The organism is Nesterenkonia ebinurensis (genome assembly GCF_008711175.1).
Lineage (GTDB): Bacteria > Actinomycetota > Actinomycetes > Actinomycetales > Micrococcaceae > Nesterenkonia > Nesterenkonia ebinurensis.
The window spans coordinates 1-26,277 of the sequence record NZ_VWNF01000005.1 but is presented as its reverse complement, the minus strand read 5'-3'; the positions used below and the strand labels follow the sequence as shown (position 1 = coordinate 26,277).

27 protein-coding genes and 1 tRNA gene are annotated in these 26,277 nt (G+C 64.4%); 11 read left to right on the top strand and 17 right to left on the bottom strand.

Annotated features, from left to right (window positions below; translation table 11 throughout):
- Positions 1–66: 66 nt before the first annotated feature.
- The 7 genes from F0311_RS02320 to F0311_RS02290 form a co-directional block, all read right to left on the bottom strand.
- Positions 67–645 (bottom strand): SipW-dependent-type signal peptide-containing protein, encoded by a 579-nt coding sequence (locus tag F0311_RS02320; protein WP_191089694.1) that lies wholly within the window; start codon positions 643–645, stop codon positions 67–69.
- 82 nt (positions 646–727) lie between these two features.
- Positions 728–1,387: an LPXTG cell wall anchor domain-containing protein gene (locus F0311_RS02315; protein ID WP_150460351.1), complete on the bottom strand. Its 660-nt coding sequence runs from the start codon at positions 1,385–1,387 to the stop codon at positions 728–730.
- A 129-nt stretch (positions 1,388–1,516) separates the two neighbouring features.
- A complete protein-coding gene (locus F0311_RS02310; RefSeq protein WP_150460350.1) occupies positions 1,517–4,201 on the bottom strand; it encodes a helix-turn-helix transcriptional regulator in 2,685 nt (894 codons plus the stop codon).
- 127 nt (positions 4,202–4,328) lie between these two features.
- Positions 4,329–5,450, bottom strand: coding sequence for a cysteine desulfurase family protein (locus F0311_RS02305; RefSeq protein WP_150460349.1), 1,122 nt, complete (start codon positions 5,448–5,450; stop codon positions 4,329–4,331).
- Entirely contained in the window at positions 5,447–6,301 is an 855-nt protein-coding gene (gene nadC, locus F0311_RS02300) for a carboxylating nicotinate-nucleotide diphosphorylase (protein ID WP_150460409.1), read from the bottom strand. Before nadC ends, F0311_RS02305 begins: the two co-directional genes overlap by 4 nt.
- 47 nt (positions 6,302–6,348) lie before the next feature.
- Positions 6,349–7,623, bottom strand: coding sequence for a quinolinate synthase NadA (gene nadA / locus F0311_RS02295; RefSeq protein ID WP_150460348.1), 1,275 nt, complete (start codon positions 7,621–7,623; stop codon positions 6,349–6,351).
- On the bottom strand, positions 7,620–8,324 hold the full coding sequence (locus F0311_RS02290) for an NUDIX hydrolase (protein WP_150460347.1): 705 nt from the start codon (positions 8,322–8,324) through the stop codon (positions 7,620–7,622). Before F0311_RS02290 ends, nadA begins: the two co-directional genes overlap by 4 nt.
- 117 nt (positions 8,325–8,441) lie before the next feature.
- On the opposite strand from F0311_RS02290, the gene F0311_RS02285 reads away from it, so the two are divergent.
- Positions 8,442–9,410 (top strand): 2-hydroxyacid dehydrogenase, encoded by a 969-nt coding sequence (locus F0311_RS02285; protein WP_150460346.1) that lies wholly within the window; start codon positions 8,442–8,444, stop codon positions 9,408–9,410.
- Positions 9,411–9,461: 51 nt separating this feature from the next.
- Here the strand turns inward: F0311_RS02285 and tgt are convergent, their stop codons facing one another.
- Positions 9,462–10,733: a tRNA guanosine(34) transglycosylase Tgt gene (tgt, locus tag F0311_RS02280; RefSeq protein ID WP_396897409.1), complete on the bottom strand. Its 1,272-nt coding sequence runs from the start codon at positions 10,731–10,733 to the stop codon at positions 9,462–9,464.
- A gap of 141 nt (positions 10,734–10,874) precedes the next feature.
- On the opposite strand from tgt, the gene F0311_RS02275 reads away from it, so the two are divergent.
- The 4 genes from F0311_RS02275 to F0311_RS02260 all read left to right on the top strand — a co-directional run bounded on the left by F0311_RS02275 (position 10,875) and on the right by F0311_RS02260 (position 13,563).
- Complete coding sequence (locus tag F0311_RS02275) at positions 10,875–11,921, top strand: YeiH family protein (protein WP_150460345.1); 1,047 nt, start codon at positions 10,875–10,877, stop codon at positions 11,919–11,921.
- 78 nt (positions 11,922–11,999) lie between these two features.
- Positions 12,000–13,070, top strand: a complete 1,071-nt coding sequence (locus F0311_RS02270; RefSeq protein WP_150460344.1) for an Rv2578c family radical SAM protein — start codon at positions 12,000–12,002, stop codon at positions 13,068–13,070.
- A 20-nt stretch (positions 13,071–13,090) separates the two neighbouring features.
- Positions 13,091–13,405 carry an antibiotic biosynthesis monooxygenase family protein gene (locus F0311_RS02265; RefSeq protein WP_150460343.1) on the top strand — a complete coding sequence of 105 codons (315 nt, stop codon included), beginning with the start codon at positions 13,091–13,093 and terminating at the stop codon, positions 13,403–13,405.
- 82 nt (positions 13,406–13,487) lie between these two features.
- Positions 13,488–13,563: transfer RNA gene (locus F0311_RS02260), tRNA-Arg, on the top strand.
- A 463-nt stretch (positions 13,564–14,026) separates the two neighbouring features.
- Here F0311_RS02260 and F0311_RS02255 read toward each other — a convergent pair.
- The 8 genes from F0311_RS02255 to F0311_RS02215 form a co-directional block, all read right to left on the bottom strand.
- Entirely contained in the window at positions 14,027–14,224 is a 198-nt protein-coding gene (locus tag F0311_RS02255) for a hypothetical protein (RefSeq protein ID WP_150460342.1), read from the bottom strand.
- 50 nt (positions 14,225–14,274) lie between these two features.
- Entirely contained in the window at positions 14,275–14,835 is a 561-nt protein-coding gene (locus F0311_RS02250; RefSeq protein WP_150460341.1) for a transposase-like zinc-binding domain-containing protein, read from the bottom strand.
- A 46-nt stretch (positions 14,836–14,881) separates the two neighbouring features.
- Positions 14,882–15,028: a DUF3800 domain-containing protein gene (locus tag F0311_RS18910; protein ID WP_396897408.1), complete on the bottom strand. Its 147-nt coding sequence runs from the start codon at positions 15,026–15,028 to the stop codon at positions 14,882–14,884.
- A gap of 552 nt (positions 15,029–15,580) precedes the next feature.
- On the bottom strand, positions 15,581–15,859 hold the full coding sequence (locus tag F0311_RS02235; RefSeq protein ID WP_150460340.1) for a metal-sensitive transcriptional regulator: 279 nt from the start codon (positions 15,857–15,859) through the stop codon (positions 15,581–15,583).
- 130 nt (positions 15,860–15,989) lie between these two features.
- A complete protein-coding gene (locus F0311_RS02230) occupies positions 15,990–16,298 on the bottom strand; it encodes a thioredoxin family protein (protein ID WP_317982538.1) in 309 nt (102 codons plus the stop codon).
- A 17-nt stretch (positions 16,299–16,315) separates the two neighbouring features.
- Positions 16,316–17,080, bottom strand: coding sequence for a sulfite exporter TauE/SafE family protein (locus F0311_RS02225; RefSeq protein ID WP_150460339.1), 765 nt, complete (start codon positions 17,078–17,080; stop codon positions 16,316–16,318).
- Positions 17,081–17,085: 5 nt separating this feature from the next.
- Positions 17,086–17,670, bottom strand: a complete 585-nt coding sequence (locus F0311_RS02220; protein WP_150460338.1) for a rhodanese-like domain-containing protein — start codon at positions 17,668–17,670, stop codon at positions 17,086–17,088.
- A gap of 35 nt (positions 17,671–17,705) precedes the next feature.
- Complete coding sequence (locus F0311_RS02215) at positions 17,706–19,091, bottom strand: MBL fold metallo-hydrolase (RefSeq protein ID WP_150460337.1); 1,386 nt, start codon at positions 19,089–19,091, stop codon at positions 17,706–17,708.
- Positions 19,092–19,427: 336 nt separating this feature from the next.
- On the opposite strand from F0311_RS02215, the gene mbhE reads away from it, so the two are divergent.
- The 6 genes from mbhE to F0311_RS02185 are packed head-to-tail and all read left to right on the top strand — an operon-like array spanning position 19,428 to position 25,353.
- Positions 19,428–22,262, top strand: a complete 2,835-nt coding sequence (mbhE, locus tag F0311_RS18670; RefSeq protein WP_263406253.1) for a hydrogen gas-evolving membrane-bound hydrogenase subunit E — start codon at positions 19,428–19,430, stop codon at positions 22,260–22,262.
- Positions 22,259–22,699, top strand: a complete 441-nt coding sequence (locus F0311_RS02205) for a sodium:proton antiporter (protein WP_150460336.1) — start codon at positions 22,259–22,261, stop codon at positions 22,697–22,699. The genes mbhE and F0311_RS02205 overlap by 4 nt, the downstream gene beginning before the upstream one ends.
- Complete coding sequence (locus tag F0311_RS02200) at positions 22,696–24,267, top strand: monovalent cation/H+ antiporter subunit D family protein (RefSeq protein WP_223881077.1); 1,572 nt, start codon at positions 22,696–22,698, stop codon at positions 24,265–24,267. The genes F0311_RS02205 and F0311_RS02200 overlap by 4 nt, the downstream gene beginning before the upstream one ends.
- Positions 24,264–24,647 carry a Na+/H+ antiporter subunit E gene (locus tag F0311_RS02195; RefSeq protein WP_150460335.1) on the top strand — a complete coding sequence of 128 codons (384 nt, stop codon included), beginning with the start codon at positions 24,264–24,266 and terminating at the stop codon, positions 24,645–24,647. The genes F0311_RS02200 and F0311_RS02195 overlap by 4 nt, the downstream gene beginning before the upstream one ends.
- Positions 24,644–24,976 (top strand): monovalent cation/H+ antiporter complex subunit F, encoded by a 333-nt coding sequence (locus tag F0311_RS02190; RefSeq protein ID WP_150460334.1) that lies wholly within the window; start codon positions 24,644–24,646, stop codon positions 24,974–24,976. The genes F0311_RS02195 and F0311_RS02190 overlap by 4 nt, the downstream gene beginning before the upstream one ends.
- Positions 24,973–25,353 (top strand): cation:proton antiporter, encoded by a 381-nt coding sequence (locus F0311_RS02185; protein WP_150460333.1) that lies wholly within the window; start codon positions 24,973–24,975, stop codon positions 25,351–25,353. The genes F0311_RS02190 and F0311_RS02185 overlap by 4 nt, the downstream gene beginning before the upstream one ends.
- Before the next feature lie 118 nt (positions 25,354–25,471).
- Here the strand turns inward: F0311_RS02185 and F0311_RS02180 are convergent, their stop codons facing one another.
- Complete coding sequence (locus F0311_RS02180) at positions 25,472–25,939, bottom strand: DedA family protein (RefSeq protein ID WP_263406255.1); 468 nt, start codon at positions 25,937–25,939, stop codon at positions 25,472–25,474.
- Between the last annotated feature and the right edge of the window lie 338 nt (positions 25,940–26,277).

The window sequence follows — 26,277 nt, the reverse complement described above, 5'->3', positions numbered from 1 at the left end:
GACCGGATCCTCCCGCTTAGGGGCGGGGGACTTTGAGGGGAAGGACCCGGTCATCAGTTCTTACGGTCAGGAACCGGTGGGAGGAGACTGAGGCACCTGAGTGGCGTCGATGACGACGTCGAACTGGAGTTCTTCGTCCTGGGCGGCGTTGGTGGCGTCCGAGACCAGGCCGACCGCCACGTCGATGTCCAGATCCTCGCCTTCATCAACGGTGCCGGTCACGGCGTCGGGCGGGTTCAGCAACGTACCGGTCTCAACCTCGCTGCCGACCTCGACCGAGATGGTCACCCAGCCGAGCAGATCCTCGACGTCGGCGTCTGGGTCATCAGGGTCGAAGACCGGGTCGATCCCGTCCAGCTCGATGGAGTAGGCGAAGGGCACGCTGCCGTCGTTCTCGAAGGACAGCGTCTCGCTCTGGGAAACACCGGGCAGGAGATCCTCGACGGCGAAGGGGCTGCTGGTCTCGCCGATGCTGAGTGTGGCGGTGCCGACGTTCTGCGGGCCGATGGTCTCCTGGTCGGTGAAATAGGCGTTAGTGGCCATCAGACCACCAGTCAAAGCGAGGACGCCGGCGCCGGCGATGGCGGCACGAGTGCGCCAGGGGCGACGGGTGGTCGCCTGAGCGGTGGTGGTGTTCTCGGACATGGGTGTTTCCTTCCTTGGTGGGTTACCTGCCATCGGGACAGGCGCGGGTTGGGGTCGGGGACGGATGGACAGAGGGGATGGTCTAGCTCTGGCGGACGTCGATGATTGAGACGAAGGCCAGCTCGGCGCCCTGGGTGTCATTGCCGGCGGTCGGGTCGAGCTTGAGGACGTAGTCGACAACGGCGCTCTCACCCGGTTCGAGCGTCTGCGGGGCGAGCGCAGGGCCAGCGCCGAGGCTCTCCTGGACACTGCGCGCCCCGGCGGTGAGATCGGTGAGGATCCAGCGAGCGAGGCCGTCGCCGTCCTGGACGACCTCGGAGCCGATGCTCAACTCGATGGGGAAGTCCACGCTGTTGTGGACCGTGAAGGACAGCGCCGAACGGGAATCGCCAGGAATGAGATCGTCTCCGGCCTCGAGGTCGATGGTGATCCCCTCGATCTCGATCAGGCGGCAGTCCTCATCCGACGGGGAGCCCTCGCTCGCGGCGGCCGGCGTGGACGGGGCAAAAAGACCCAGGCTAAGGACAGCCACGGCCAGGACGGCCGCGCCGCCACCTCGGCCCGAGCCCTCTGGGCTGCGCGTGCCCGGGATCCGGCGGACCACGATGAGGCCGAGGATCACCAGCACGCCGGCCAGGACGAGCAACACGGTGAGGTCGGTGCCGGTGTCCGGTAGGGCACTGCCGGCGCCGTCGCCGGGAGTGCTGGCTACTTCCAGGACACAGATTTCCGCCGTGGACATAACACCTCTTCGCGTTCGGGGCGCGGTCGATCAGCCGCAAGAAACCACGCTAGAGGGCGGTACAGGCGAAGTCCCTAGGGATTTTCCCTAGTTCTGGGTTCGAATTCGGACAGGAGCCACAGGGTGCGGCTAAGGCTGCACTGCCGCGGACCTGGCAAGCAGGGGCCGGAGCTGGCGGCGGCTGCGGAGCCCGAGTTTGGCCATGACGTTGCCCAGGTGGTACTCGATCGTCTTCGCAGTGACAAAGAGCCGGGCCGCGATCTCCTTATTCGTCCAGCCTTCGGCGGCAAGGCGCGCCACTTCTCGCTCTCGGGAGGTGAGGTGCGCCGGTAGTCCGTCTGCGCGCTGGTCTGGGTCGTCTGCGGCACTACCGAGGTAGGCAGTGGCACCGAGGCGTTGCAGGAGGCTCTCCGCCCGCTCACGCGCCCGCCGAGCCTCCTGGTGACGTCCAGAGCCGCTGAGAAGACTCGCATGGTCTCGCATCTGCAGGGCGTGCACCAGCGGCGGTGCGGTGGCGGCGACTGATCGTGCCGATATCTCTAGGGCCGTGTCATGCTCACCGCGGGCGCGGGCCAGCAACGCCCCGGTCCAGTCGGGGTGTCCGTGCAGGGCAAGCGTCGGCTGGTGCCCGCTTTCCTCGCGGAAGCGTTCCTGGGCATCAGCTGCCTCGGTCAGCCTGTCCAGAGCGACGAGGGCTTCGACCTCAAAGGCTCTCCACCAGCCGTTATTAATCCTGGCGGCCGCCAGGGCGAAGGGTGCTTCCCTGAGGGGATCCAGGGCGGCGAGCATTGCAGCGGGGTTACGACGGGCCCGTTCAAGGCCCGCTGAAGCAGAAGCGAGATGAACCCGAGTTTGGATGGCAGCCAGCTCACTTGGGACCTTTGCTGCCGCTGCGAGGTGCCGCTCAGCCTCAGACCATGAGCCTTGGGCGGCGGCGATGTTGGCCAGGGTGGCCCGTGAGGCGACGAGCCCGTAGTTGCGGCGCACGTCCTTTCCGGTGTCCAACACGAGCCGGGCGCGCTCCTGGGCTGTCTCCCAGCGTCCTGCATGCCAGTCCAGGAGGGCCAGTTCACCGAGTCCGCGAAGTACACCGGTGGGGATGGACAGGTCGTCCATGACAGCAAGGCCAGCTGCCACATCCTCGGCCGCACCGGAGGAATTGCCCTGGTAGAACCGGATCCGGGCTCGGACAAAGTGTGTATCGGTGCGCTCGGGCAGCGGGCGGGGGTCTCTATCCAGCCATTCCAGCTCTTCCAGGGCGGCCTCGAACCGCCCATTCATCCACTCGGCCCAGGCTCGCTGGACATGGTAGGCCCGGGTGATAGGGGCATCTGGAAGGCGCTCGGTGGCCTGACGGGCGGCATCGAAGGCCTCCAGGGCTGAGGCGGGTTCGGTGCTGTGGGCGCGCAGCGAGCCAGCCAGGACCGCCGCGCCAATGGCGGTCTGGTCCTTGCCGGCTCGGACGGCCTGTTCAAGCGCGGTTGTCGCCTGATGCTCGGCGTTGGCGTAATCCTGGGCGAGGAACGCCTCCATGCCCAGGAGCATCGTGCGCAGCGGGGAAGGTTGGCAGCGCCGCACCAGCGGATTGATCTCGGCTGTCATGCCCGGATCCTCCGCGTAGGCGATGACGAGACCGGCACGCAGCACGAGATTCTCGAAAATGCTGGCATCGGGGGTGACATCAGCGGCCCTGAGCAGCAGCTCGCAGGCACGCCGGTACCGGCCACCATCAAGTGCTTCTTCCGCCCCCTGCACCAGCAGCCGGGCTACCTCAGGGTCGGTGTCTTCCACCGAGGCCGCGAGATGGACCAGGCGTGTCTCGCCGTTGACTACTCCGGCCACGGCTCGGTGCATATCGCGGCGCCTGGCAGGCGGCATGAGGACACGTGCGGTATGCCGCAAGATGTTAGAAGCAGGGCGGAGGGTGCGTAGCTGTCCGCCCTGCCCGGTGTCCAACAATCCGACCTCCTGAGCCTCGGGGACACTGACCTCTATTCCTTCACTGGCGGCTGCCGCGGAGACCTGGGCCACAGTCATCGGATTCTCGGCGACGGAGAGCAACTCCAACAGCGCGCGGGCGGGGGGTGAAGCCACCGCTATCCGTGCCGAGGCAGCTTCGGTGAGCGAGGCAGGCAGGGGGACGTTTTCGGCCTGACCAGCTGGGGCAGCGCTGTATCCCTCGAGGATCGCCGTCAGGTAGGCGGGATTGCCTCCGGTGGTCTCCAGCCAGTGTCGGAGCCGCCGTTCTGGAACGGTCAGACCCCGGTGGCGGGTCAGAACGACGAGGTCATCGAAGCTGAGGCCGTCCAATCGCAGGACCTGTCCGCCGGACAAGCCCTTGGCCGCGTCTGCGAACCCGCCCGAAGCTGGTTCGCATGTGGCGATCACCAGGAGGCACTCCGCAGACAGGCGCCGTGCGACGATGGCCAGCACCTCGGCGGAGGATTCGTCCATCAGATGAGCTTCCTCGATGAGAACGCACAGCGGACTGATGGTCTCGTCGAGTTGGTTCAGGGCGTTCAACAGGCGGCGGGCAGCTGGAAGAGTCGAGCCGAGGGCCTCCGGAGGTCCGGGGTCGAGATCGGCGGCGCGCAATAGCTGGTCGAGGGCCGCATAGGCGACTGAGGTTTCAGAACGATCACAGGTGACTCTGACGATTTGTGCGCCGCCGGCGCCAGCTAGAGCCGCTCGGGCCAGGGAACGCTTGCCTATTCCCGGATCGCCTTCGATGACGACAAGCTGGGGGGAGCCGGATGCAGCGTGCCCGATCGCGCTACGGATAGCGTCAAGATCGTCCTGTCGGCCTACCAGCATGATGACACCACTGTAGCCCAGAGTGTGCACGAAGATTGAAGATTAATGTCCCGATCATGCCGTGAGCGGATCGGAGGCTGGTGCAGGAATTGGTGCCCCGAAGGTCTCTGCTGCCCAGGTCACGGAATCAAACCCGCAATCCCGGGCCGCGGGATCGCAGGGCCTCCACGGTGTGGTCCAGATCTGCCTCCGGTGTCTCCGGCCCGAAAGTGAAGCGTAGAGCAGCCTGCGCCTGATCATCCGAGTAGCCCATCGCACGCAGCACCGGGCTCGGTTCGCTGCTGCCGGCAGCACAGGCCGACCCTGAGGAGCAGAACACCCCCTGCTCCTGCAGGTCCAGTAGCACAGACTCCCCACTGCGGCCCTCCAGCACAAAGGAGGCATGTCCCGGAAGCCGCTGGCTGCGGTGCCCGGTCAGCCGAGTCCCGGGAACAGCCTGCTCCACTGCGGAGACGAACAGGTCACGACGCCGCCGCCACGCCTGCACATCACGCCCGGAGGCCAGCCCCAGCGCCGTGGCCATCCCCACCGCTCCGGCCACATTCTCCGTCCCCGAGCGGTGGCCGCGCTGCTGGCCGCCGCCATGGATGAGCGGCTCAAAGGGAGTCCGCCGGCGCAGATACAGCACCCCGACCCCCTTGGGCGTGCCGAGCTTATGGCCGGCCAGGCTGAGCGCCTGAACCCCGAGCTGCGTCACCTCCAGCGGCATCGCACCGGCCGCCTGCACCGCATCGGTGTGGAAAGGCACTTCATGGCGGGAGGCCATCGCGCTGAGCAAAGGAATGTCCTGCACGGTGCCGACCTCACCATTGGCGTACTGCACGCTGACCAGGGTGGTATCCGGGCGCAGGGCAGCGGCCAGCGCCTCACCGGTGACCACCCCCGCAGAATCCACCGGAATCTGCTCCACCTGGAATCCCATTCGGCCCAGCCAGGCCACAGACTCCAGTACTGCAGGATGCTCCACGGCAGAGACCAGCACATGGCGGCCACGGGGTGCGGCCAGGGCGATCCCCTTCACCGCCGCGTTATCCGACTCGGTGCCCCCGGATGTGAAGGTGATCTCAGCAGGACGGGCACCCAGCTGGTGGGCTACCCGGCGCCTGGCCTCATCGAGCGCCCGATGTGCCTCCAGCCCGGGATCGTGTCTGCTGGCCGGGTTCGCGAAGCTGCGGGTCAGGTGCGGCCACATCGCCTCCAGCACCTCAGGCCGGGGCGGGGCAGCGGCGGCCTCATCCAGATAGATCACGGCTCCACCCTGAAGTCCAGGCCCAGGTCCAGCCCGCGTGCGCTGTGGGTGAGAGCCCCGACGCTGATGACATCGACTCCGGTGCGCGCAATCGCGCCCACCGTCTCCAGGGAGACCCCGCCGGAGGCCTCCACCTGGGCGCGGCCGTCGATCAGCTCCACCGCCCGGCGCATGTCCTCCACGGGGAAGTTGTCCAGCATGATGGTGTCAGCCCCGCCCTGCAGTGCGGCAGGAATCTGGTCCATCCTGTCCACCTCCACCTCGAGATGAGCCGTATGCGGCAGCCGGGTCCTGGCCTCCGCCAGCGCCTGGGCGAGCGGAATACCGGCAGCCGCCACTGCAGCCAGGTGGTTGTCCTTGGCCATCACCGCGTCCGAGAGGCTGAACCGGTGGTTGCGCCCGCCTCCGCACCGCACCGCATACCGCTCCAGCACCCGCAGCCCAGGGGTGGTTTTCCGGGTGTCGGTGATCCGTACCCCGGTACCTTTCACTGCCGCCGCATACTGCGCGGTCAGCGCAGCAACCCCGCACATCCGCTGTACCAGGTTCAGCGCGATCCGCTCAGCAGTGAGGATCGGCCGGGCAGGGCCGCTGACCCTGGCCAGATGATCCCCGGCGAGGAACTGGGCGCCCTCGGCGGCCTCAAGCTCCACGGAGACCTCCGGGTCCAGGGTGCGCATGGCCCGGGCGAAGACCTGCCCGCCGCTGAAGATGCCCGGCTCACGGGCGGTGAGCACCGCCGCGGCCTGAGCCGTCTGCGGAACCAGGGACTCGGTGGTCAGATCCCCGAACGGCAGATCCTCATCCAAGGCGGTGCGGATCACGCGGTCGATCTGGGCTGTGCTGAGCACCGGGGCGAACGGCCCCGCAGATGAGCCCGGGGAGAACATCGCTTCGCTCATTTCGGCACAGCCGCCAGCATCCGGTCCAGCGCCACCCGGGCCGGCTCTGCGACCTCGGCGTTCACGGTGATCTGATTGGGCGCCCGGCCCTCCACCAGTTCATCCAGCACCCAGGCCAGGTACCCGGGATGAATCCGGTACATCGTGGAGCAGGGGCAGATCACCGGGTCCAGGCAGAAGATGGTGCGGTCCGGGTATTCGGCAGCCAGCCGGTTGACCAGGTTGATCTCCGTGCCGATGGCGATCACCTCTCCTGGGGAGCTGGCCGCCACGTACTTCCTGATCGCATCGGTGGAGCCTGCGGCGTCGGCGGCGTCCACCACCGGCATGGGGCACTCCGGGTGCACGATCACCCGGCAGCCCGGGTGCTCCGCCCGGGCTTGGTCAATCTGCGCCACCGTGAAGCGCCGGTGCACCGAGCAGAACCCGTGCCAGAGCAGTACCCGGGCCTCCACCAGCTGCTGTTCGGTGTTCCCGCCCAGAGGTCTGCGCGGGTTCCATATCGGCATCTGCTCCAGCGGCACCCCCATCGCCTTGGCGGTATTGCGGCCCAGGTGCTGGTCGGGGAAGAACAGCACCCGGTGCGCCCGCTCAAAAGCCCACTCCAGGACAGCCTCAGCATTGGAGGAGGTGCAGACGATCCCGCCGTGGCGCCCGCAGAAGGCCTTCAGCGCGGCGGAGGAATTCATATAGGTCACCGGAAGCACAGGCAGCTTGCCGTCAGCACCTGGCCGGACGTTCTGCGGATCCGCGCCGTAGACCTCACAGATCTCCTCCCAGGCGCTCTCCACGGAGTCTTCATCAGCCATATCGGCCATGGAGCAGCCTGCGGCCAGATTCGGCAGGATCACCCGCTGGTCGCCCCGGGAGAGGATATCGGCGGTCTCGGCCATGAAGTGCACCCCGCAGAAGACAATACTCCGGGCTTCCGGGCGGCTCAGCGCAGCCTTGGCCAGCTGGAAGGAGTCGCCGAGGAAGTCGGCGTGCTGGACCACCTCGTCGCGCTGATAGAAATGGCCCAGAATCACCAGCTCATCACCCAGCTGGGCCTTGGCAGCCAGGATGCGTCGGTGCAGCTCATCCTCCGGCATCTGACGGTAGGCCGCCGGCAGCTGACCCGGGTGGACAGCAGGCTCGGGCACCGGATCGGCCTGAGAGGATCCAGGCCCGTAGCCGGGCACCGGGTCGAACTTCCAGGGGTCCGCGGCCAGGCTGGGGCTGCAGGTCTTCGCCGGGGTGAGCTGGATGCGGTCGTTGACGGACAGGGTCACGGGTTCTCCTCAATGGTGAGTGTGTAGCGGCTGCTGTGCGGTGCGGAGCGGTAGAGTCGGGGCGGTCGGTGGGCGGTGCCGGTCATCCTCCGGCCGGTGTCCTCCACTGTGCCTTGGGAGAGGATCTGCCGGCGGAAGTTCGAAGGGTCCAGCGCCCGGTTCAGGACAGCCTCATAGACCCGGCGCAGTTCGGCCAGCGGGAACTCCTCCGGGAGGAATGCATGGGCGATGGGGGAGTAGGCGACCTTGGCCCGCAGCCGGTCCACCGCATACCGGACGATCAGATCATGGTCGAAGGCCAGCGGGCCGGGGACCTCCTCCACCGGGTGCCAGGCCACATTCTCGGCGTCCACGGCATGGGCATCCTCATCCCGGCGGACCAGCGCCCAGTAGACAATGGAGACCACACGTTCCGGGACATTGGGGGAGCGGTCCACATCGCCGAAGGCATAGAGCTGCTCCAGGTGCCGCGGCTGCAGTCCGGTGGTTTGCCGCATCGCGGTCCGGGCGGCCTCGCCCAGGTCCTGGGAGTCCTGCAGGGGACCTCCGGGAAGCGCCCACCGGCGGTGGAAGGGCTCGCGGATCCGCCGCACCAGGGGAAGCCACAGGGTCAGCTCGCCGGTGTCCGGATGGGGCCGCAGGGAGAAGATCACCGTGGAGACGGCCAGCACCATATGCTGCGCCGGAGGGTCTTCGGTCATCGCACCGTCCTGATGAGGTTGATCGCCCGGATAAAGGCTTTTGGTTTCGATGACACTATGTACCCCTACTTGTGGTCACGTCAACCTGAAGGGCTGACTGGCTGTAATGTGGGGCACATGGGGCATGTGTATCTCTCGCGGTCAGTCGGCAATGCAGTCGAAGAGTTCACCCCGCAGCTGGGCAGAGAACTGCGCATCGGTTCGCAGAGCTCCGCGCCGCCCAGCCGGGAGGAATTCCTGGACGGGGTCCGCGGGGCTGAAGCCATCATCAGCCTGGTCACCGACCGGATCGACGCTGAGACCCTTGACGCCGCCGGAGACCAGCTGAAGATCGTGGCCAATGTGGGCGTGGGCTATGACAACATCGATGTAGATACCGCCACAGAGCGCGGCGTCACCGTCACCAATACCCCCGGAGTGCTCGACGATGCGGTCGCAGACCTCACCTTGGCGCTGATCCTGGCCTCCACCCGGCGGGTGGTCGAATCCGACCGGCGCATCCGCACCGGTGAGCCCTGGATCTGGGGACCCCAGGACTATGTGGGCCTGCAGATCTCCGCCGGAGCCACCCTGGGCATCGTGGGCCTGGGCCGGATCGGCATGGCCGTGGCCAAGCGCGCAGCAGCCTTCGGCATGGACATCATCGCCACCGGACGCCGCGCCCACAACGACGACGCCGCCGCACTGGGGGTGCGCCCCGCTGAGCTCCCCGACCTGCTCGCCACCTCCAACGTGGTGAGCCTGCACTGCCCGCTGAAACCCGAAACCCGTCACCTCATCAACGGTGACACACTGGCCCAGATGAAGCCCGGCAGTCATCTGATCAACACCGGCCGCGGGCCCCTGGTGGACGAGGAAGCACTGGCCGATGCGTTGGCATCAGGTCACCTGGCCGGAGCCGGGCTGGACGTCCACGAGTTCGAGCCTGAGACCAACCCACGGCTGCGCGCCATGGACCAGGTGGTGCTGCTGCACCATATCGGCTCTGCAGGCGATAAGACCCGCTACGACATGGCCTCCCTGGCCTTCCGCAATATGGTCGCGGTCCTGAACGGGGAAGACCCACTTACCCCGGTGAGCAGCTGAGACTTCTGGTACCCAGGTGGGTAGGCGGCGTCGTACTGCTTTACATGTCCCCTAAGCGATCCGGCCCTGGTAGCGGCTCAGCGTCTCGTCGCGGAACTCGGCAAACCGCCCGGCAGCGATCGAGGCCCGGATCTCATCGACCAGCTTTATCGTGAAGTACTCGTTGTGAATGGTCATCAGGGTGTGTACCAGCATCTCCTTGGCCTTGAACAGGTGGTGCAGATAGGCCTTGGAGTAGTGCTGGCAGGTGTAGCAGCCGCAGTCGTCCTGGATGGGGGAGAAGTCCTTCTTGTACTTGGTCTGCGGGATGTTGAAGTAGCCATCGGGGGTATAGACCCGGCCGTTGCGGGCCACCCGTGAGGGCTGTACGCAGTCGAAGGTGTCGGCCCCGTTCTCGATGGCGGTGAAGAAGTCCTCCGGCTCGGAGATCCCCAGCAGGTGCCGGGGCTTGCTCTCCGGCAGCTCCTCACTGACCCAGCCGACGATGGTGCCCAGGTTCTCCTTCTCCAGGGCCCCACCGATGCCGAAGCCGTCGAAGACCTGGCCGGCCACCTCCATAGCGGCCAGGTCCCGGGCGGCCTTGCGGCGCAGATCCTGGTACTGGGCGCCCTGCAGCACTCCGAACAGCGCCTGGTAGGGCCGGTGGCTGCGGGCCTCGGTCAGCCGTGCATGCGCCGCCAAGCACCGCTCAGCCCACAGCCGGGTGCGCTCCAGGGACTCCTCCTGGTAGGCGCGGGTGTTGAACAGGGTGGTCAGCTCATCGAAGGCAAAGATGATGTCCGCGCCGATCTCATGCTGCAGCCGCATCGAGATCTCCGGGGTGAACCGATGCTCGGTGCCGTCGATATGGGATTTGAAGGTCACCCCGTCCTCGTCCACAAAGGCTCGTCGCTCATGCTCAGCGGCGATGGCGTCGTCGTCGGTGACCCGCTGGGCATCCATGGAGATGGTCTTCTTGAACCCCACGCCCAGGCTCATCACCTGGAACCCCCCGGAGTCGGTGAAGGTGGGCCCGGGCCAGTTCATGAACCGCCCCAGCCCGCCGGCGGCGTCGAGCACATCAGTGCCCGGCTGCAGGTTCAGGTGATAGGCATTGGCCAGCACCGCCTGCGCGCCCAGCTCGGACATCTCCTCCGGGCGGACCGCCTTGACCGTGGCTTTGGTGGCCACCGGGATGAACGCTGGGGTCTGAATCTCCCCATGCGGGGTGGAGATGGTGCCGGTGCGGCCCAGCGCGCCCTCCACCCGGTCATGGACGGTGAAGGAGAACGCCCGATTGAGCTGAGCGGAGACCAGAGTGTGCTCCGAGTCTCCCGAAGCGATTGAGGAGCCAGAGCGCAGCGACGACGCCGCGGCGGCAGTATCAGGTTCAGACACCGGAACAGTCTACTGGCGGCCATCCCTCCGAAACGCCCCTCCGCCGCAGCAGCCGCAGCAGCCGGAGGCGCCGCATAGACTGAACCGGTGCCGAGATTCGATCATCAAGCCTGGGCCCAGCGCGCAGAACAGATCTATCCCGGGGCGATCCTCGCCTTTGTGGGCGCAGCAGCGGCCCACTACTTCCTGGATGATTGGATCCCGGTCTCATCACTGCTGATCGCCGTGCTGCTCGGTATTGCCCTGCGCACCCTGGAACTGGTTCCCAGCTGGGGCGAGGCCGGGTTCAGATGGGCCGCCAAGTTTCCGCTGCGGCTCGGGATTGTGCTGCTGGGCCTGCAGCTTGCCTTCAGCGACATCCTCGGGCTGGGCTGGCAGGTCCTGGTGATCGTGCTGGTCACCGTCACAGTGACCTTCGTCGGGATCCGACTGCTGGGCCCGCTGTTCGGTGCCGATGCCACCACCGCCTCCCTGGTGGCCACCGGCACTGCCATCTGCGGGGCCTCCGCGGTGGCCGCAGCAGCTGCGGTGCTGGACCGTGGCGACGGCCGTGACCGGCAGAGTCGTTCACTGGGCGGACCTACTGCCACGGCGCTGGCCGTGGTGACGCTCTGGGGAACGGTGGCGATGCTCGCCCTGCCGGCTCTGATTCCGCTGCTGGGTCTGGGAGAGCACGCCGGAGGGGTCTGGATCGGCGCCAGTGTGCATGAGGTGGGTCAGGTGGTGGCCGCAGGCGGCATGGTCGGTGCCACAGCCCTGGCCGTGGCCACTATGGTCAAACTGGCTCGGGTGCTGCTGCTGGCTCCCGCGGTGGTGGCCCTGCGCCTGGGGAGCAGAGGGCGCCACGGCGCAGACTCACCGGGGCGCGGCAAGCGGCCCCCTCTGCTGCCTTGGTTCGTGATGGGGTTCCTGGCCGCAGTGGCGCTCAACTCGGCTTTCGGGGTCCCGGCAGACCAGCAGCAGCTGCTCACCGGGGCCACCGAGCTGCTGATCACCATCGCCATGGTCGGCATCGGCTCCCAGGTGAACCTGCGCGAACTGGCAGCTACCGGAATGCCCGCCCTGCTGCTGGGCGGGGCAGGCAGCCTGTTGACGGCAGGCACTGCCTTGGGCGGCGTCGTGATCCTTCTGTGAGCCCTCAGCCCGCCGCTGTTCGAATATATGTCTTGATATGTCTTGACCGGGAAGTAGAAACTGTGTTCGAATAACGGCATGCGCTGGGAAGGGCAGAGGATCACCGACGACGCCGCGGAGCCGGCTCTGCTGCCCATGAAGGGGCTGGTCCGTTCCGTGCGCACCCCGGAGTTCGACGGGGTGACCTTCCACGAGGTGGCTGCCAAGACTGCCTTGAATAAAGTTCCATCTCAGTCAAATATGCCATTTATGTGGACAATAAATCCAACACGCGGATGTCTACATCAATGTAAATACTGCTTTGCAAGGAAAACGCACGAATATTTGGATTTGGATTCCGGACGGGACTTCGACACCCAGATCGTGGTGAAGACCAATGTGGCCGAGGTGCTGCGGGCCGAGCTGGCCAGACCCAGCTGGAAGCGCGAGCATGTGGCACTGGGCACCAACACTGACCCTTACCAACGGGCCGAGGGCAGGTACCAGTTGATGCCCGGGATCATCCAGGCCTTGGCCGAGTCCGGCACACCGTTCTCCATCCTCACCAAGGGACCGCTGCTCAAGCGTGACCTTCCCCTGCTGAAAGAGGCTGCCCAGCAGGTGCCGGTCTCCGTGGCAGTCTCGCTGGCGATCATGGACACCGAGTTGCAGCAGCGGGTGGAGCCCGGCACACCTGATCCCCGGGCCAGGCTGGGTCTGGTCAAAGCAATTACTGATGCTGGGCTGGACTGCACTGTGCTGGCGATGCCGATCCTGCCCTGGCTCACCGACTCCCAGGAGCACCTGGACACTCTGCACGCCGCACTCGCTGAGGCTGGCGCCAGCTGGGTGACCACCGGGGCGCTGCACCTGCGGCCTGGGGCCCGCGAGTGGTTTATGCAGTGGCTGCAGGCCGAGTTCCCCGCACTGGTGCCCAAGTACCGCAGGCTCTACCGGGGCAGACGCGGCGGTTTCACCAGCTACGCCTCCGCCGAGTACAAGAAGTGGCTGGGTGCCCGGGCTGCTGCAGCACGACGCCGCCACGGCTTTGTGAACAGGGAGGAGAGGGTCTGGCGCGGCCGCACCTCGCCTGAGCAGTCAGCAGACGAGCAGCCGAATCTGGAGAGCCTGGAGGCTGCTGCCGGACCCGCTCAGCCGGCGCTGTTCTGACAGTGAGAGAATGGGGAGCTATGAGCAGTGTTATCAAGATCAATGCGATCACAGTTCCCCAGGACTCAGACGATGAGCTGGGCCGGCGATTCGCCGCACGGCACGGCTCCATGGACGGTACCCCGGGCTTTCAGGGCTACGAGCTGCTGCAGCCCACAGATGAGCGCAATGTGTGGCTGGTGATCACCCGCTGGGACTCCGAGGAGGATTTCGAGAACTGGCGGAACTCCCAGCACTTTGCCAAGTCCCACGGGGAGGGGGAGGGCGCGCCGAAGAAGAAACCGGTGGGCATGTCCAGTGAACTGTGGAGCTACACCGTCTCCACCACCGGATGATGCGATTCCGGCTGGGCTGTTGGCGCTTCAGCTGGTAATCTGTATCGGTCAGCTCGACGGCCGCCACGTGCTGCTGACCCCCGCCTCCGTAGCTCAGGGGATAGAGCGTCGGTTTCCGGTACCGAAGGCCAGAGGTTCGAATCCTCTCGGGGGCACCAAGCCCCGATCCCAGTAAACACAAGGGATCGGAACCTATTTGTATGTCGTTATCTACTCGCCAGTAACTGGGTTATAGGCAGAAATGTGTGTATGGTCCGGGCGTGTCAGCTCCTGGCTGCCCAGCCTGAGCGGGCCTATAGGCCTTCTTCTGCGTTAGCAGCGGTGCTATAGGTTTCCGGGTTGAGAGGCTCTACTGGCTCGGGCTTCTGCTTTGCGGATTTGGTTGCTGCCCGGTGGTGGCGTTGCGCCAGTTTCCACGGGTCATGTGGGTGTTCTGTGAGGCTGTTGAGCAGCCAGTCCACTGCTCTGCGTGCTGGTCGGGCATGCCGCGGTGGTGGCGTAGCAGGTGTTTGATCGCACTGTTTGGCCCGCCCTCTAGCCGTGAGGTGGCTCGCTCAACGGTCCTAACACCCTGCTCGGTGTAGTCCTGGTCGAGGAAGGTGAACAATGACTTATCCCGGATCAGCTGCCGGTAGAGGCCCTGGACTCGGCGTAGCCGGATGTGGGTAACCACCACTGCTGGTTCGGTTTCGCCCAGGAGGGCCGCTCTATGCCTTTCTTTGCGTAGATGCGCTGCTTGAGGAACCCCGCCCATTTGGCTTCCCAGGAGGCGTAGGCGCCCATCCATGCTGCCGCCGCATCCAGATCCTGGACCCGCATGAGTTCCCTGGTCAGAGCCAGGATCTCTTGACCTGCCTCAAGTCGGGGGTTCAGGGTGGTGTGGCCGATAACAGCGGCGCGGATGTGGAAGTAACACCGCTGGATCCTGGTACCTCGCCACTGCTGGTCCAGGGCTGCTCTGAGTCCGGTGGCCCGTCGGTGACTACCACATCCGGGGCCGGTATGCGCTTGAACAGGGCCACCCAGGCGGCTTTGGATTCCTTATCGCACCATTGCCAGCCGATGATGTGGGTGCCGTTGTGGGCAATCAGCACGCACCAGCCGTTGACGTAGGTGCCATCGACGATGATCTGCCGGTGAACCTCCCCGGTGGGATCAGGCTGGGGGGCCTCGATATGCCAGCACCAGCCGGTGGAGAAGCGCAGTGACCGCCCCGTACCCCCGCCGGCATCCTTCTGGCTGTCTTTGTCTAACAGCCAGCCCAAAAACGCGTTCAGCTGGGCTCTGCGGGTCACATCGGTGCGGAACTGAGTGGCTGAGGAGCCGCAGGCTTTGCACCGCCACCGGGTCCTGCCTGCACTGGTCTTACCGTTGCGCACCAGCTTGGTGCCACATACACCACAGACCGGCTGATTTGAAGCAGGAGTCACCCCATATGCTTTCAAAGCATGTACAAACCCCTACATCGGTGTCAGATCAACGATCCCCGGCCGTTCTGTACACACATTCTTGCCTATAACCCTTGTGCGCTTCGAGGTGTCGCCTGCTGAAGTAGGCCACGAAGTCCGCAACTTGCAGCCCCAGGTGGGCACGCGAGTCTTCGTAGGAAATCGAAGGGTGAATGCCGTTCAGTCGATACGTTCCAGCACTGTGCGGCGGTCATCTTCGGTGTACTTCCGGTGCAGCTCCCGAGGTCCTCGCGGCGTGGTCAATGCAGCTCCTGAAAGTCAGGCCGTTGCAACCACCACTAGATCCCGCCACCTTGACCTGAGGAAGCTGCGCTCGTCTTGCGTGACCCTCGATTCGCTCGAGAGCATAGCGAAAGGCGACCAGGTGGGGTGGATCCGGGTATCGATAGCGTCTATTGAGGGCGGCAGTGTCTACACCTTCGATGATAACCACTGCCCCGCAATCCTTGGCGGCCTGGAGAACACGAGAGCAGATGAGCAACTTCTTGCCCATGTCCGTTCCGAGGGCTGACCACTCATCGGCGGAGTGCATGATGCGATGAGCGTGGAGTTCAGCGCCAATGGGAACGTTCACTCCGTGTATCGCTCCGAGATCACAGGCCATGAATCCGTGGATCTCGTTTTCTAGTTGCCGAAGCTGCTCGTGTGTGATGACTATCCCGTGGTGCACAGTAGACACTCCCGCCTCTGCTTGGCGCTGGGGCTATCAGGAAAGGGTGAGGAAGAGCTTTTCGAGTTCTTCGATGGTGAGGCCGTCTTCTTCCTCAGCCGCGATCTCAGGATCTGTGATGCAGTACTGCATAGCCCCGGAGACAATGACGAAACCAGCGCGATCAAGGGCTGTCGAGACCGCTGCCAGTTGGGTCACGACTTCTCGGCATGAGCCGTTGTTCTCTACTGAGTTGATGACGGAGTCTAGTTGACCACGGGCCCGCTTGAGCCTGTTAATGATCTTGCGCTGGGTTTCGGGGTCCGCGTTGCGCATGAGGTTTCCTTCCGGTGACTTGGGTGAGAGAACACGACGGATAATGATCCCACGATTCTGAAAAGGTGTAGGAGGTCACTCGTGGGAAAGTCGGGTGTGGACTTCGTTCATATCAATGTTTTTGACGGATTCAATGAGTTCTTGGAGTCCAGGAGGGGGCAGGGACTCCAGGTTGGGAGTAGACCAGAACTCCGTCGCGGAATGCCATGAGGGTGGGTATTGAGGTGATCTTGGCTGCAGTGGCTAGGGCAGTTTCGGCGTCGGTGTCCACTGTGGCAAAGGTGATCTCAGGGTGCTCGGCAGCGGCACCTTCAAAAATTGGGGTGAAGGAGCGGCACGGGCCACACCATCCAGCCCAGAAGTCCAACAGGACGATGCCCTCTTGCTGGATCGTACTAGTGAAAGTGTGTTGGTTCAGGGCGTGGATGTTGGTGGTCATTGTGGTGTTCTTTCTGTTCAGATGAGTTCCATGGTCAGCACTAGTCCACCCATGATGAGGACGAAGATCCCGAAGGCTCTGCGGAGTCTTGTCTCGGGGATGCGGTCGGTGAACTGTGATCCCAGCAGCGCCCCTGCGACGGCGGCGGCGGTGACCATTACGATCAGCGTCCAGTCCAGGGTCACGGTGGTCAGGTACCCCCCCAGTCCGGCGACCGATTTCATGGTGATGACCATCAGGGAGGTCCCCACTGCTGCGGGCATAGATAACCCGGCAAGCAGGACCATTGCAGGGACAACGAGGAAGCCGCCTCCCGCACCCACCATGCCTGTCACCAGGCCGACGACCAGTCCGTCGATGAGGATCCGCCACCAGCGGTGTGAGATGCGTTCTTCGCGTGTCGATGATGCACTTGCCGGTTTTCTGCGCCGGAGCATGGCTGCGGCGGTGGCTAGCATCATCATCGCGAAGGCGATCATCAGCACTGTGCCGGGGATGCGGCCCCCGATCAGTCCGCCGGAGAAAGCCCCGAGCATGCTGGCACCTCCGAAGATTGCCCCGATCCTCCACTGGATGTTTCCCCGGCGTGCGTGGCTGAGCAGACTCACCGCAGAGGTCACAGCGACCACGAACAGGGAACCGGCTATCGCTTCCTGCGGCTCCATCTCTGCTACGTAGGCCAACAGGGGGACAGCGAGAATGGAGCCACCGCCGCCCAGCAGACCCAGCGATATACCGATGAGCACAGCCAAGCCGACGACGAGCAGAGTCAAGAAATCCACGGAGTTTAGAGTGTGCCGGTGGCGTCGGGAATACTTTGGAGCACAGATTCCAATGTCGGATCTGACTCTGTCCTGTTCCACGGCATACGGCTCAGCGCGTACGACATGCCGCACGTGTTGGTTGCAGCCGCGAAAACCAGTCCGGAACCGACGCCGAAGGAGAGCCACTTCAGCTTCGGGTGGATGAAGTGACTGGCGAGAATGCCAGTGGTCACCAAGGCTCCAGCGCCCATGCGGACCTGTCGTTCCATGGCCCAATGTTGTCTTCCGCGCAACAGTTCCCCGCCTGCCTGTACGAAGGCGTTGATGCCACCGTTGAGAGTTTGGAAATGCTCAGCTCCGGCCTGGGTCAAGGTCTGTGCAGCTTGTTGGCTGCGGGTACCAGATTGACAGAGCAATATGGCGCTCTCTGGCAGAGAGGATGCCACCGTGGAAGGGCTCTTCTGAAGCAAGTCCAGTGGCAGGTTGCGGGAACCATTGATATGAGCGGTCTCGAATTCTGCCGGTGTCCGGACGTCAATGAGTACTGCTTGGGATGCAGGGCGCTTGTTCTGGAGCAGTTCATCGGGGGCACATTGCGTGATAGTCATGTGAACCTTTCGTCAGTATAAAGATGAGGTGTGAATTAGCGGTTTTGGTGTGCGAGCCAGCCGTTGTAACTGCCTTCGAGTTCGTGGACGCGGTAACCCTTGCGTCGCAAGACACTGGCTGCCACGGAGTTTCGTTTTCCGGATTGGCAGTAGGAGATAATCGTGGCGTCCTTAGGTAGCTTGTCCAGGTGCCAGAGGACCTTCCCAGCGCTGAGGTTCTGGGCACCTGGGATATGGCCTTCGGCGTATTCGGTAGCGTTGCGAACATCGAGCAGTACCTCCGCCTCAGAGGTGACGAGTTCCGCCGGGGTGATGCTCGCGGGACTGATCACCGGCAATCCATCAAGACTGCTGATGAAACCGGCATAACGGTCGATTCCTACCCGGATGAGATGGCTCCGCAGCCGGTGAGCCTCAGTCTGGTCTACGGCCAGGACCACCAATGGCCGAGTCTCTTGTTCGGGATCGTAGGCCCAGGCGCCGAAGCTTGCAGGCTTCTCTGAGGGGATGTTCAAGGCACCTAGTACTGTGCCGCTGTGAACCTCCTGGTGCGAGCGAGTGTCGACCACGATCAGTTCATCGGTCTCCACGGCCGCGGCGACCTGGTCGGCCAAAAGTTCTGTGAGCTCTGGGAGCGTCCCCAGGATCTCGGGGCCGTTCTTGTTCTGCCGCTTCATCCGCCCGAAATAGGCGTGGGCATCCGGCTGACCCTCTAGCAGTTGCGCGACGAAACCAGCCTCGTCGTCGTTCTGCAGGTAGGAAGACCACCAGGCATTGGCCCGCTCGTAACCGACTGTTGTCGCCGGCAGTGCTCCCAAGGATTTGCCGCAGGCGCTCCCCGCACCGTGACCGGGGTAGACCAACACATGGTCCTTCATGGCCAGGAAGACATTCTTCAGGCTGTCGAAGAGCTGTTTGGCACCTGCATACCGGGTATCGACGCCGCCAGCGGCTTCGTCGAGCAGGTCAGGGCGTCCGAGTTCGCCGGCGAAGACGAAATCTCCGGAGAGGACGTACCCAGGGCCATCGCTGAATGCGCCGTCTGTGATTTCGAAGATCAGGTGCTCGGGGGTATGCCCCGCGGTATGCCGGGCCTTGATGCTGATGTTCCCGATGCTGATCACATCACCGTCATGCAGACGGTGTCCTCGGAAGCCGTACTGCCACTCCTCATCCCCTTCTCCGGAGACGTAGACCTCAGCGCCGGTAGCGGCGGCCAGCTCCCGGGTGCCAGAAAGATAATCGGCGTGGATGTGAGTCTCAGTGACAGCCACGATCTTCATGCCATGGCGTTGAGCCAGGTCCAGATACTCGGTGACGTCGCGGCGGGCATCCACCACCACGGCTTCGTTCTTGGCCTGGCAACCGACAAAGTAGCTGGCCTGCGCCAAATCCTCGTCATAGATACGTTCCAACAGCATTACACGCCTCCTTTGAAATAGTCTGATAAAATACCCCCAGGGGTATATTTGAGATACTGCCATATACCCCTGGGGGTATGCAAGGCTGTGTCAGGGAAAGCTAGAAAATTCGATGCCCTATGCGTCTGGCCTAAGTGTTGGGAACTGCTCCAGATGGCTCCTTTCTCCAGAGGTAAGTGTGTCGGGAGGAAGGAGCCCTAGTCATCAGGGCGGGAATAAAAGGCCTGCGTGAGGTGCTATATCTTGTTACTCCCTGGATGAATCTTTGACGCGCTGTTGCTTGTGGGCAGCGCCACCAGGACGACACCCCGCCGAAGCTGACGGAAGGACGTGCTGTTGACGCTGCTGTTCGCCCTGATAACGATGATCGCAGCAGTGATTCTCGCGCGGCCGCTGTCCTACCGGTGGGGCCGAAACGCCGGGTACCACGTGGCGGTGCTCTTCCTGGTCTCCCTCGGACTGGTGCTGAGCGATGCTCCCGAGGTGCTGGCTGGCGGGGTGGTCACCGGTGAGTGGATGTGGATCGAGAGCTTTGATATTGCTCTGCGGCTGCATCTGGACGGGCTGAGTCTGGTCTTCGCCATCCTGGCGCTGGGGGTCGGGGCGCTGATCATGTCCTACTGCGCCCGCTACCTCAGCGAGGAGTACGACCACGGCCGGCTCTACATGCTGCTGAGCCTGTTCGCCACCGCCATGCTGGGCATGGTGCTCTCCGCCGATATCATCACCCTGTTCGTCTTCTTCGAGATCACCACGCTGTGCTCGTTCTTCCTCATCGGCGCCCAGGGGCTGCATCAGGCCCGGCCGGCCACCCGAGCCTTCGTGGTCACCGCATCCGGAGGATTGGCGCTGCTGACCGCGGTGCTGCTGCTGTGGCACGTCACCGGCACCACCAACCTCACCGAGATTCTCGACGACGCCGGCACCGTCACTTCCTCGCCCTATGCGCCGTGGATCGGCGGGCTGATCATCTACGCAGCAATGACAAAGTCCGCGCAGTTCCCCTTCCACTTCTGGCTGCCTGACGCAATGGTCGCGCTTACCCCGGTGAGTGCCTACCTGCATGCCGCGACCCTGGTGAAGGCCGGGATCTATGTGCTGATGCGCTTCTCCGAGCCCTTCACCGATTTCTGGTGGTGGACCACTGTGCTGGTAGCTGTCGGGCTGATCACCACAGTGATCGGGGCGGTCTTCGCCCTGCAGCAGCATGACCTGAAAGCCCTGCTGGCCTACTCCACGGTCAGCCAGCTGGGCTGGATCGTCGCACTGATCGGTGTGGGAACCCACGAGGCGCTCGGGGTGGCCGGCCTGCATGCCTTCTCCCACGCGCTGTTCAAGGCGACCCTGTTCATGCTGGTCGGGGTGATCGACAAGGAGGCCGGCAGCAGGGACATCCGCGAGCTCTCTGGGCTGTACCGGGTGATGCCCTTCACCGCGGTGCTCACCGCCCTGGCGGCCATGTCCATGGCAGGGCTACCGCCATTCCTCGGATTCGTTTCCAAGGAGGAGGGCTACTACGCCTTCCTGGAGCTGCCCGGCTCCTGGGGGCTGGTTGTAGGTGCGGTGGCGGTGGCCGCTGCGGCGGTGACCTTCGCCTACAGCTTCCGGCTGCTCTGGGGTGCCTTCGCCGGGCCTACCCAGCAGCGAGGACTTTACGACGCCGCCCCCAGCTTTCTGGCCCCCGCCGCCGTACCCGCTGTGGCAGGGCTGCTGCTGGGCCTCTTCGTGGTCTACCTCAATCCGCTGTTCGACCGTTCCGTTCAAGCCACTGTGCTCTCGGAGGAGGCCTACGCCGGGCTCAGCCTGCTCCCCAGCTCGATCGCCTCTCCGGCTTTGTGGATGTCGGTGGCCACCGTGGTGCTCGGCCTTGGGCTGTTCGCGGCCCGGGAGCCGGTGGACCGTGCCTTGCAGCGACTCGTGCTGCCGGTCAGCGGGGTGAAGGTCTACGACGCCGCCTACGCTGCTGCGCTGAGGTTCTGCGACTGGGTGGCCCGGCCGGCCCGCTCCGGGGCCCTGGCCCCGCACCTGCTCTGGCCGCTGGGAGCAGTGGCTGCCCTGGCCCTGGCGGTGCCGCTCCTGGGAGGGCTCGAGGTCCTCGGTCCGCCAGTGTCGCGGCCGGAGGACTGGTTCGTGGTGGGCCTGACCGCCGTGGCGGTGCTGGGACTGTGTGCCACTGGTTCGCGGATCGGGGCGGTGGCCATGATGGGGGTCATCGGATTCCTGATCGCCGGATGGTTCGTCCTGCTCGGCGGAGTTGACCTCGCCCTGACCCAGATGTTGGTAGAGATCCTCACCGTGGCGGTGGCTGTGCTCATCCTGCGACGGCTCCCGGATACTTTCTCCCCGGTCAGCATGCTTCGACGCGGAGGAGCCGCCCTGGTCGCTGTCGTCCTGGGCCTGGCAGCGGGGGCAGCCACCTGGGCACTGACCGGCCAGCGCGAGGCTACCGAGGCCGCCCAGTGGTACATCGATGAGACCGAAGATGCCGCAGGTGGCACCAATCTGGTCAACTCGATCCTGGTGGACTTCCGCGGCCTGGACACCTTCGGGGAGATGACTGTGCTGGCGGTGGCCGCTGTCGGTCTGCTGGCTCTGCTGCGCGGTGAGGCCCCGGCTGATGAGAAGGCCCGCACTATGGACCTCCCCGGAGACAAAACGGTGCTGAACACCGCCCGGATGATCCTGGTGCCGTTGATTGCTGCAGTGGCCCTGTGGTTGCTGTGGCGCGGCCACTATGAGCCTGGCGGGGGCTTCGTCTCCGCGCTAGTGGCCGCTCTTGCCGTTGTGATCGCCCGGCTGCCCCGCTCCGCCGAGTACCCCTCCCGGCTGCGGCCCACCGTGCTGTTGGCTGCCGGGCTCATCGTGGCAGTGGGAGCTGGAGCACTCGGGCTGATCCAGGGCTCCTTCCTCAGCCCGATTACCGGCAGCCTGGAGATCGGGGCTTTGTACCAGGGCCTGACCACCTCGCTGATCTTCGACCTCGGTGTCTTCTTCGCCGTGCTAGGCCTGGTGGTCGCCGCCCTGGACCGCTTCACCCGCGGCGCCGTCCCGCACACCGACCGCCTTGACCCCGCCACAGCACCCTCGCCTGATGCGGGAGAACCCCACACCGATCAGACGACACACCCCGCTCAGAACCAACCCACTGCCGCGGAAGGAGGACACCGATGAGCGCAGCAGTCCTCGTCACCGTGCTCGTAGCAGGAGGGGTGTACCTGATCCTGCAGCGCGGGCTGGTCCGTGCCGCATTGGGCTTCGTGCTGATAGGGCACGCAGCCAACATCATCATCCTCGCCGCTGGGGGCCAACAGGACCGGGAACCCGCCTACGTCGCTGAGGGTATGCCAACGGAAGGACTCTCCGACCCGCTGCTGCAGGCATTCAGCCTCACTGCCATCGTGATCACCTTCGCGCTGACCGTCTATCTCTTCGCCCTGGCCGGCCACGGCGGTGACGAGGACGGCAACACCTCAGACGCCGAGCCCTCAGACGCCGCTGAGCGCCACGGCACCGTAGTGGACACCCCACCCTGGCGAGGGGAACCTCTGGGCACCACCAGCACCGGAGATCAGCCGACCGGACGCACCGACGGAAAGGAGCACGCATGAACCCCGAGGTGCTCTCCGCGATGCTGCCGGCCTTCCTCTGGCTGCCGATCCTCATCGCCGCTCTCACCCTGCTGACCAAGAGGTCAAAGGATCTGCAACGGTTCCTCGCCCTCACAGTCCATGCCCTGGCCCTGGCCGGGGCGCTGGCGGGCATCACCGCGGTCAGCGACGGCACAGTGATTGCCGAGCAGGTCTCTGGGTGGATCCCCGGGATCTCCATCCCGTTCGTACTGGACACCTTCGCCGGGCTGATGCTGGCAGTGGCCGCTTTGATGGTGCTGGTCTGCACCCTGTTCGCTGTCTTCACCGGTGATGACACAGACCCCTACTTCCACCCCCTGGTGCTGGTGCTCTCCGCAGGCGTCTACGGAGCCTTCCTCACCGGGGACCTGTTCAACCTGTTCGTGATGATCGAGGTCGCACTCATCCCCTCCTACGTGCTGCTGACCCGCAGCGGCAAGGCACCGGCGATGACTGCAGGCAGAATCTACTTCGGGGTCAACCTGCTGGTCTCTGCGGTGCTGCTGGCCGGCGTCGGCCTGGTCTACGGCACCGCCGGGACGGTGAACCTGGCAGAACTGGCCGGGGCAGCCACAGAATCGACCGCGGCGGCACTAGCCACCGGGGTGGTGCTGCTGGCCCTGGGTGCGAAAGCCGCCCTGGTGCCGGTACACACCTGGCTACCACGCTCCTACCCCTTCGCCTCAGTAGCAGTCACTGCCCTGCTCTCCGGGCTGCTGACCAAGATCGGGGTCTACGGGGTCTTCCGGGTCTACGGGCTGGTCTATGACGGCACCGGACTGGAGACCGTCTGGCTGGTGGTGCTGCTGGCCACCATGATCATCGGAGTCTTCGGTGCCCTGGGCGAATCCGGGATGCGCTCGATCCTCAGCTTCCACATGACCAGCCAGGTCGGCTACATCATGCTGCCCCTGGCCTTCTTCGGACCCCTGGGGATGGCCGCTGGGATCTTCTATATGATCCACCACATCATCGTCAAAGCCGCGCTCTTCCTTGCCTGCGGAGCCGTGGAACACCACGCCGGCACCGGCAAGCTCGCCCAGCTGGGCGGCTACGCCCGCCGGGAACCCTGGCTGGGCCTGGTGTTCATTCTGGCCGCCCTCTCACTGGTCGGCATCCCGCCGCTGTCGGGATTCGTGGCCAAGATGTCGTTGATCCACGCATCCATGGAGGCCGGACTCTACCTGGCCGCCGCCTGCGCCGTGGTGGTCAGCCTCTTCACCCTGCTCTCGATGCTTAAGATCTGGAACGGCGCCTTCTGGGGCTCCGACCCCGAGCCGCCCAGAGAGCGGGTGCTGACCGCCTCGTCGGCTACTGCACCGGATGCCACCGACCCGGCCGCGGGGAGGCTGCGCCGCAAGTTCGTCAGGATCGCCCCCACCAGCCTGGATCGTGTCCCACGCCGGCTGATCCTCCCCGGAGCCGTACTGGTTCTCTGCACCGTGGGCATCGGGTTCGGTGCAGAGGTGCTGATGGAGTTTGCCACCACCGCAGCAGAAGGGCTCAGCGACACCACCGCCTACACCGAGGCGGTGATGCAGCCATGACCAAGACCTTCAGACGATTCATCCGGCTGCCCGGTTTCCTGATGTGGTTCATTTGGGAGATGATCCGGGCGAACTGGCAAGTCGCCGCTGACATCCTCACCCCGGGAAGCGCGCTGACACCCGCGATCGTGGCCTACCAGACCCGGGGGCTGACACCGAAGGAGATCACAGCGCTGAGCAACCTGATCACCCTGACCCCCGGCACGCTGACCATCGACATCGATGAGTCACCCGGCCAAGGGCAGATCCTCTACGTCCTGGGCCTCTATGCACCCGCCAAACCGGAGGACTTCCATACAGAGCTCAGAGAGCTTGAGAACAAACTGTTGTACATCACCCGCATCAGCGTCCAGGGTGACAGAGCGGAGGTGCGCCGATGACACCTCGGGAACTGCTCACCTACGAGATCCTCGGAGTGCCGATTGGCTGGGCAGCCCTGGCACTGCTGGTCGCCACAGTCCTGCCGGCCATCTACCGGGCAGCCCGTGGCCCTGCTGAGGCCGACCGAGCCATCGGCGCTGACCATGTCTTCTTCGTGCTCGTGGCTTCCCTGGCCATGCTCGGCCTGCTCTGGGAACGTCACCTACTGATGGACCTAGTCGTAGTTGTTACCCTGATCGGATTCATCTCCGCGTTGATCCTGGGGCGTTACCTGGGCCGCAGCCGACCCGCACCAAAAAGCGCTCTCTCGGCAGGTGATGCCGAATGAGCGCCCCCATGCTGCTGGAGACGATCCAAACTACCACCGGCGCAGTGCTGCTGGCTGGTGGTATCGCACTGTTCGTAGTCGCTGGCGTCGGACTCACCCGTTTCCCTGACCCCTATACACGCCTGACCGCCGTCACCAAATCCGGAACTCTCGGTTTGGTACTCGTGCTGCTGGGTGTGATGGTCACCGACCCCAGCCTTGCCACCGGCATCAAGCTTGGGCTGTCCATCGTGTTGCAACTGCTTACCGCGCCCATCGGCGGACTCGCCCTCAGTCGCGGGACATTCCGGTCCGGGGCGGCCCTGCCGGAGCCTCTGCAGTACGACGAAATGAGCTCACATCGCAAAGCCCTTGAAGCTGACGCCGAGAGGGGCTAGCCACCCTCATGGGCCGGCTCCGCGCTGGATGCTCACGTTGCTAAAAGGGGACCTCAGCAAACTGGATCGTGTTGTTCTCCGAGGCGTGGATCGCCTCACAGAGATCCTTATCTTAATTTTAGAGTCTTATACGGTGTCCTCGAGTGCCGATGAAAGCGATAGCGGCACCAGCTACTGTGCCTACTGCAATCCCAGCAATCGTGCTGCCCCAAGGGGGAAGATTCGTAGCAATAGCGGGGACGTAGCCAAGTCCGATCAGCCACCAGGACCAGAGAAACCCTCCGACGACTGCGAGGCCGAGTAGCCGCCCCCAGCTCATCTGCATCATCCCGGCAGTAGCCATGGCAGCAGATCGGCCAAACGGCATGGCGAAGACCAGCAGTAGGCCGAACCAGGTGGAGATCCCGCCGGTGTGCAATGAGATATGAAGAATCTGCCGGTGTAGTCGGCGTCCCCATTTCCATCGTAAAAATATCCGTATTAATTTGTACCTAAAAAGTGCATACAAACTAATGTCCCCGACCAAACAGCCGAGGAACGCTGCCACGAATGCCCCAGAGAGGGGCAAGATCCCCTCGGCGGACATGGCACCAGAAGTGATGACCATGAACTCGGCAGGCAGGGGCGGCACCAGAGCGGTCAGTGCCACGGCAATTCCCTGCACAAGGAAAAACCAGAAACCCCATTCTGTGTAGAAATCGGAGAAATCAAGAGCGGACACGGCAACAGCTTCACCGGTACCTGCGGCCCACCACAACCGCTTGAACAGACTGACGATCATAGTCAGCGCGCCAGTGGGGAGTGTCTGATTAACGGTGTATCTGGTCTGGCGCTTTTTTAGTTGAGGCGTCCTTCGAAGGTGATGGCGAAGGCGTTTAGGGCTGGCTTCCAGCGGGTGGCCCAGCGTGCTCGGCCCTTCCCGGT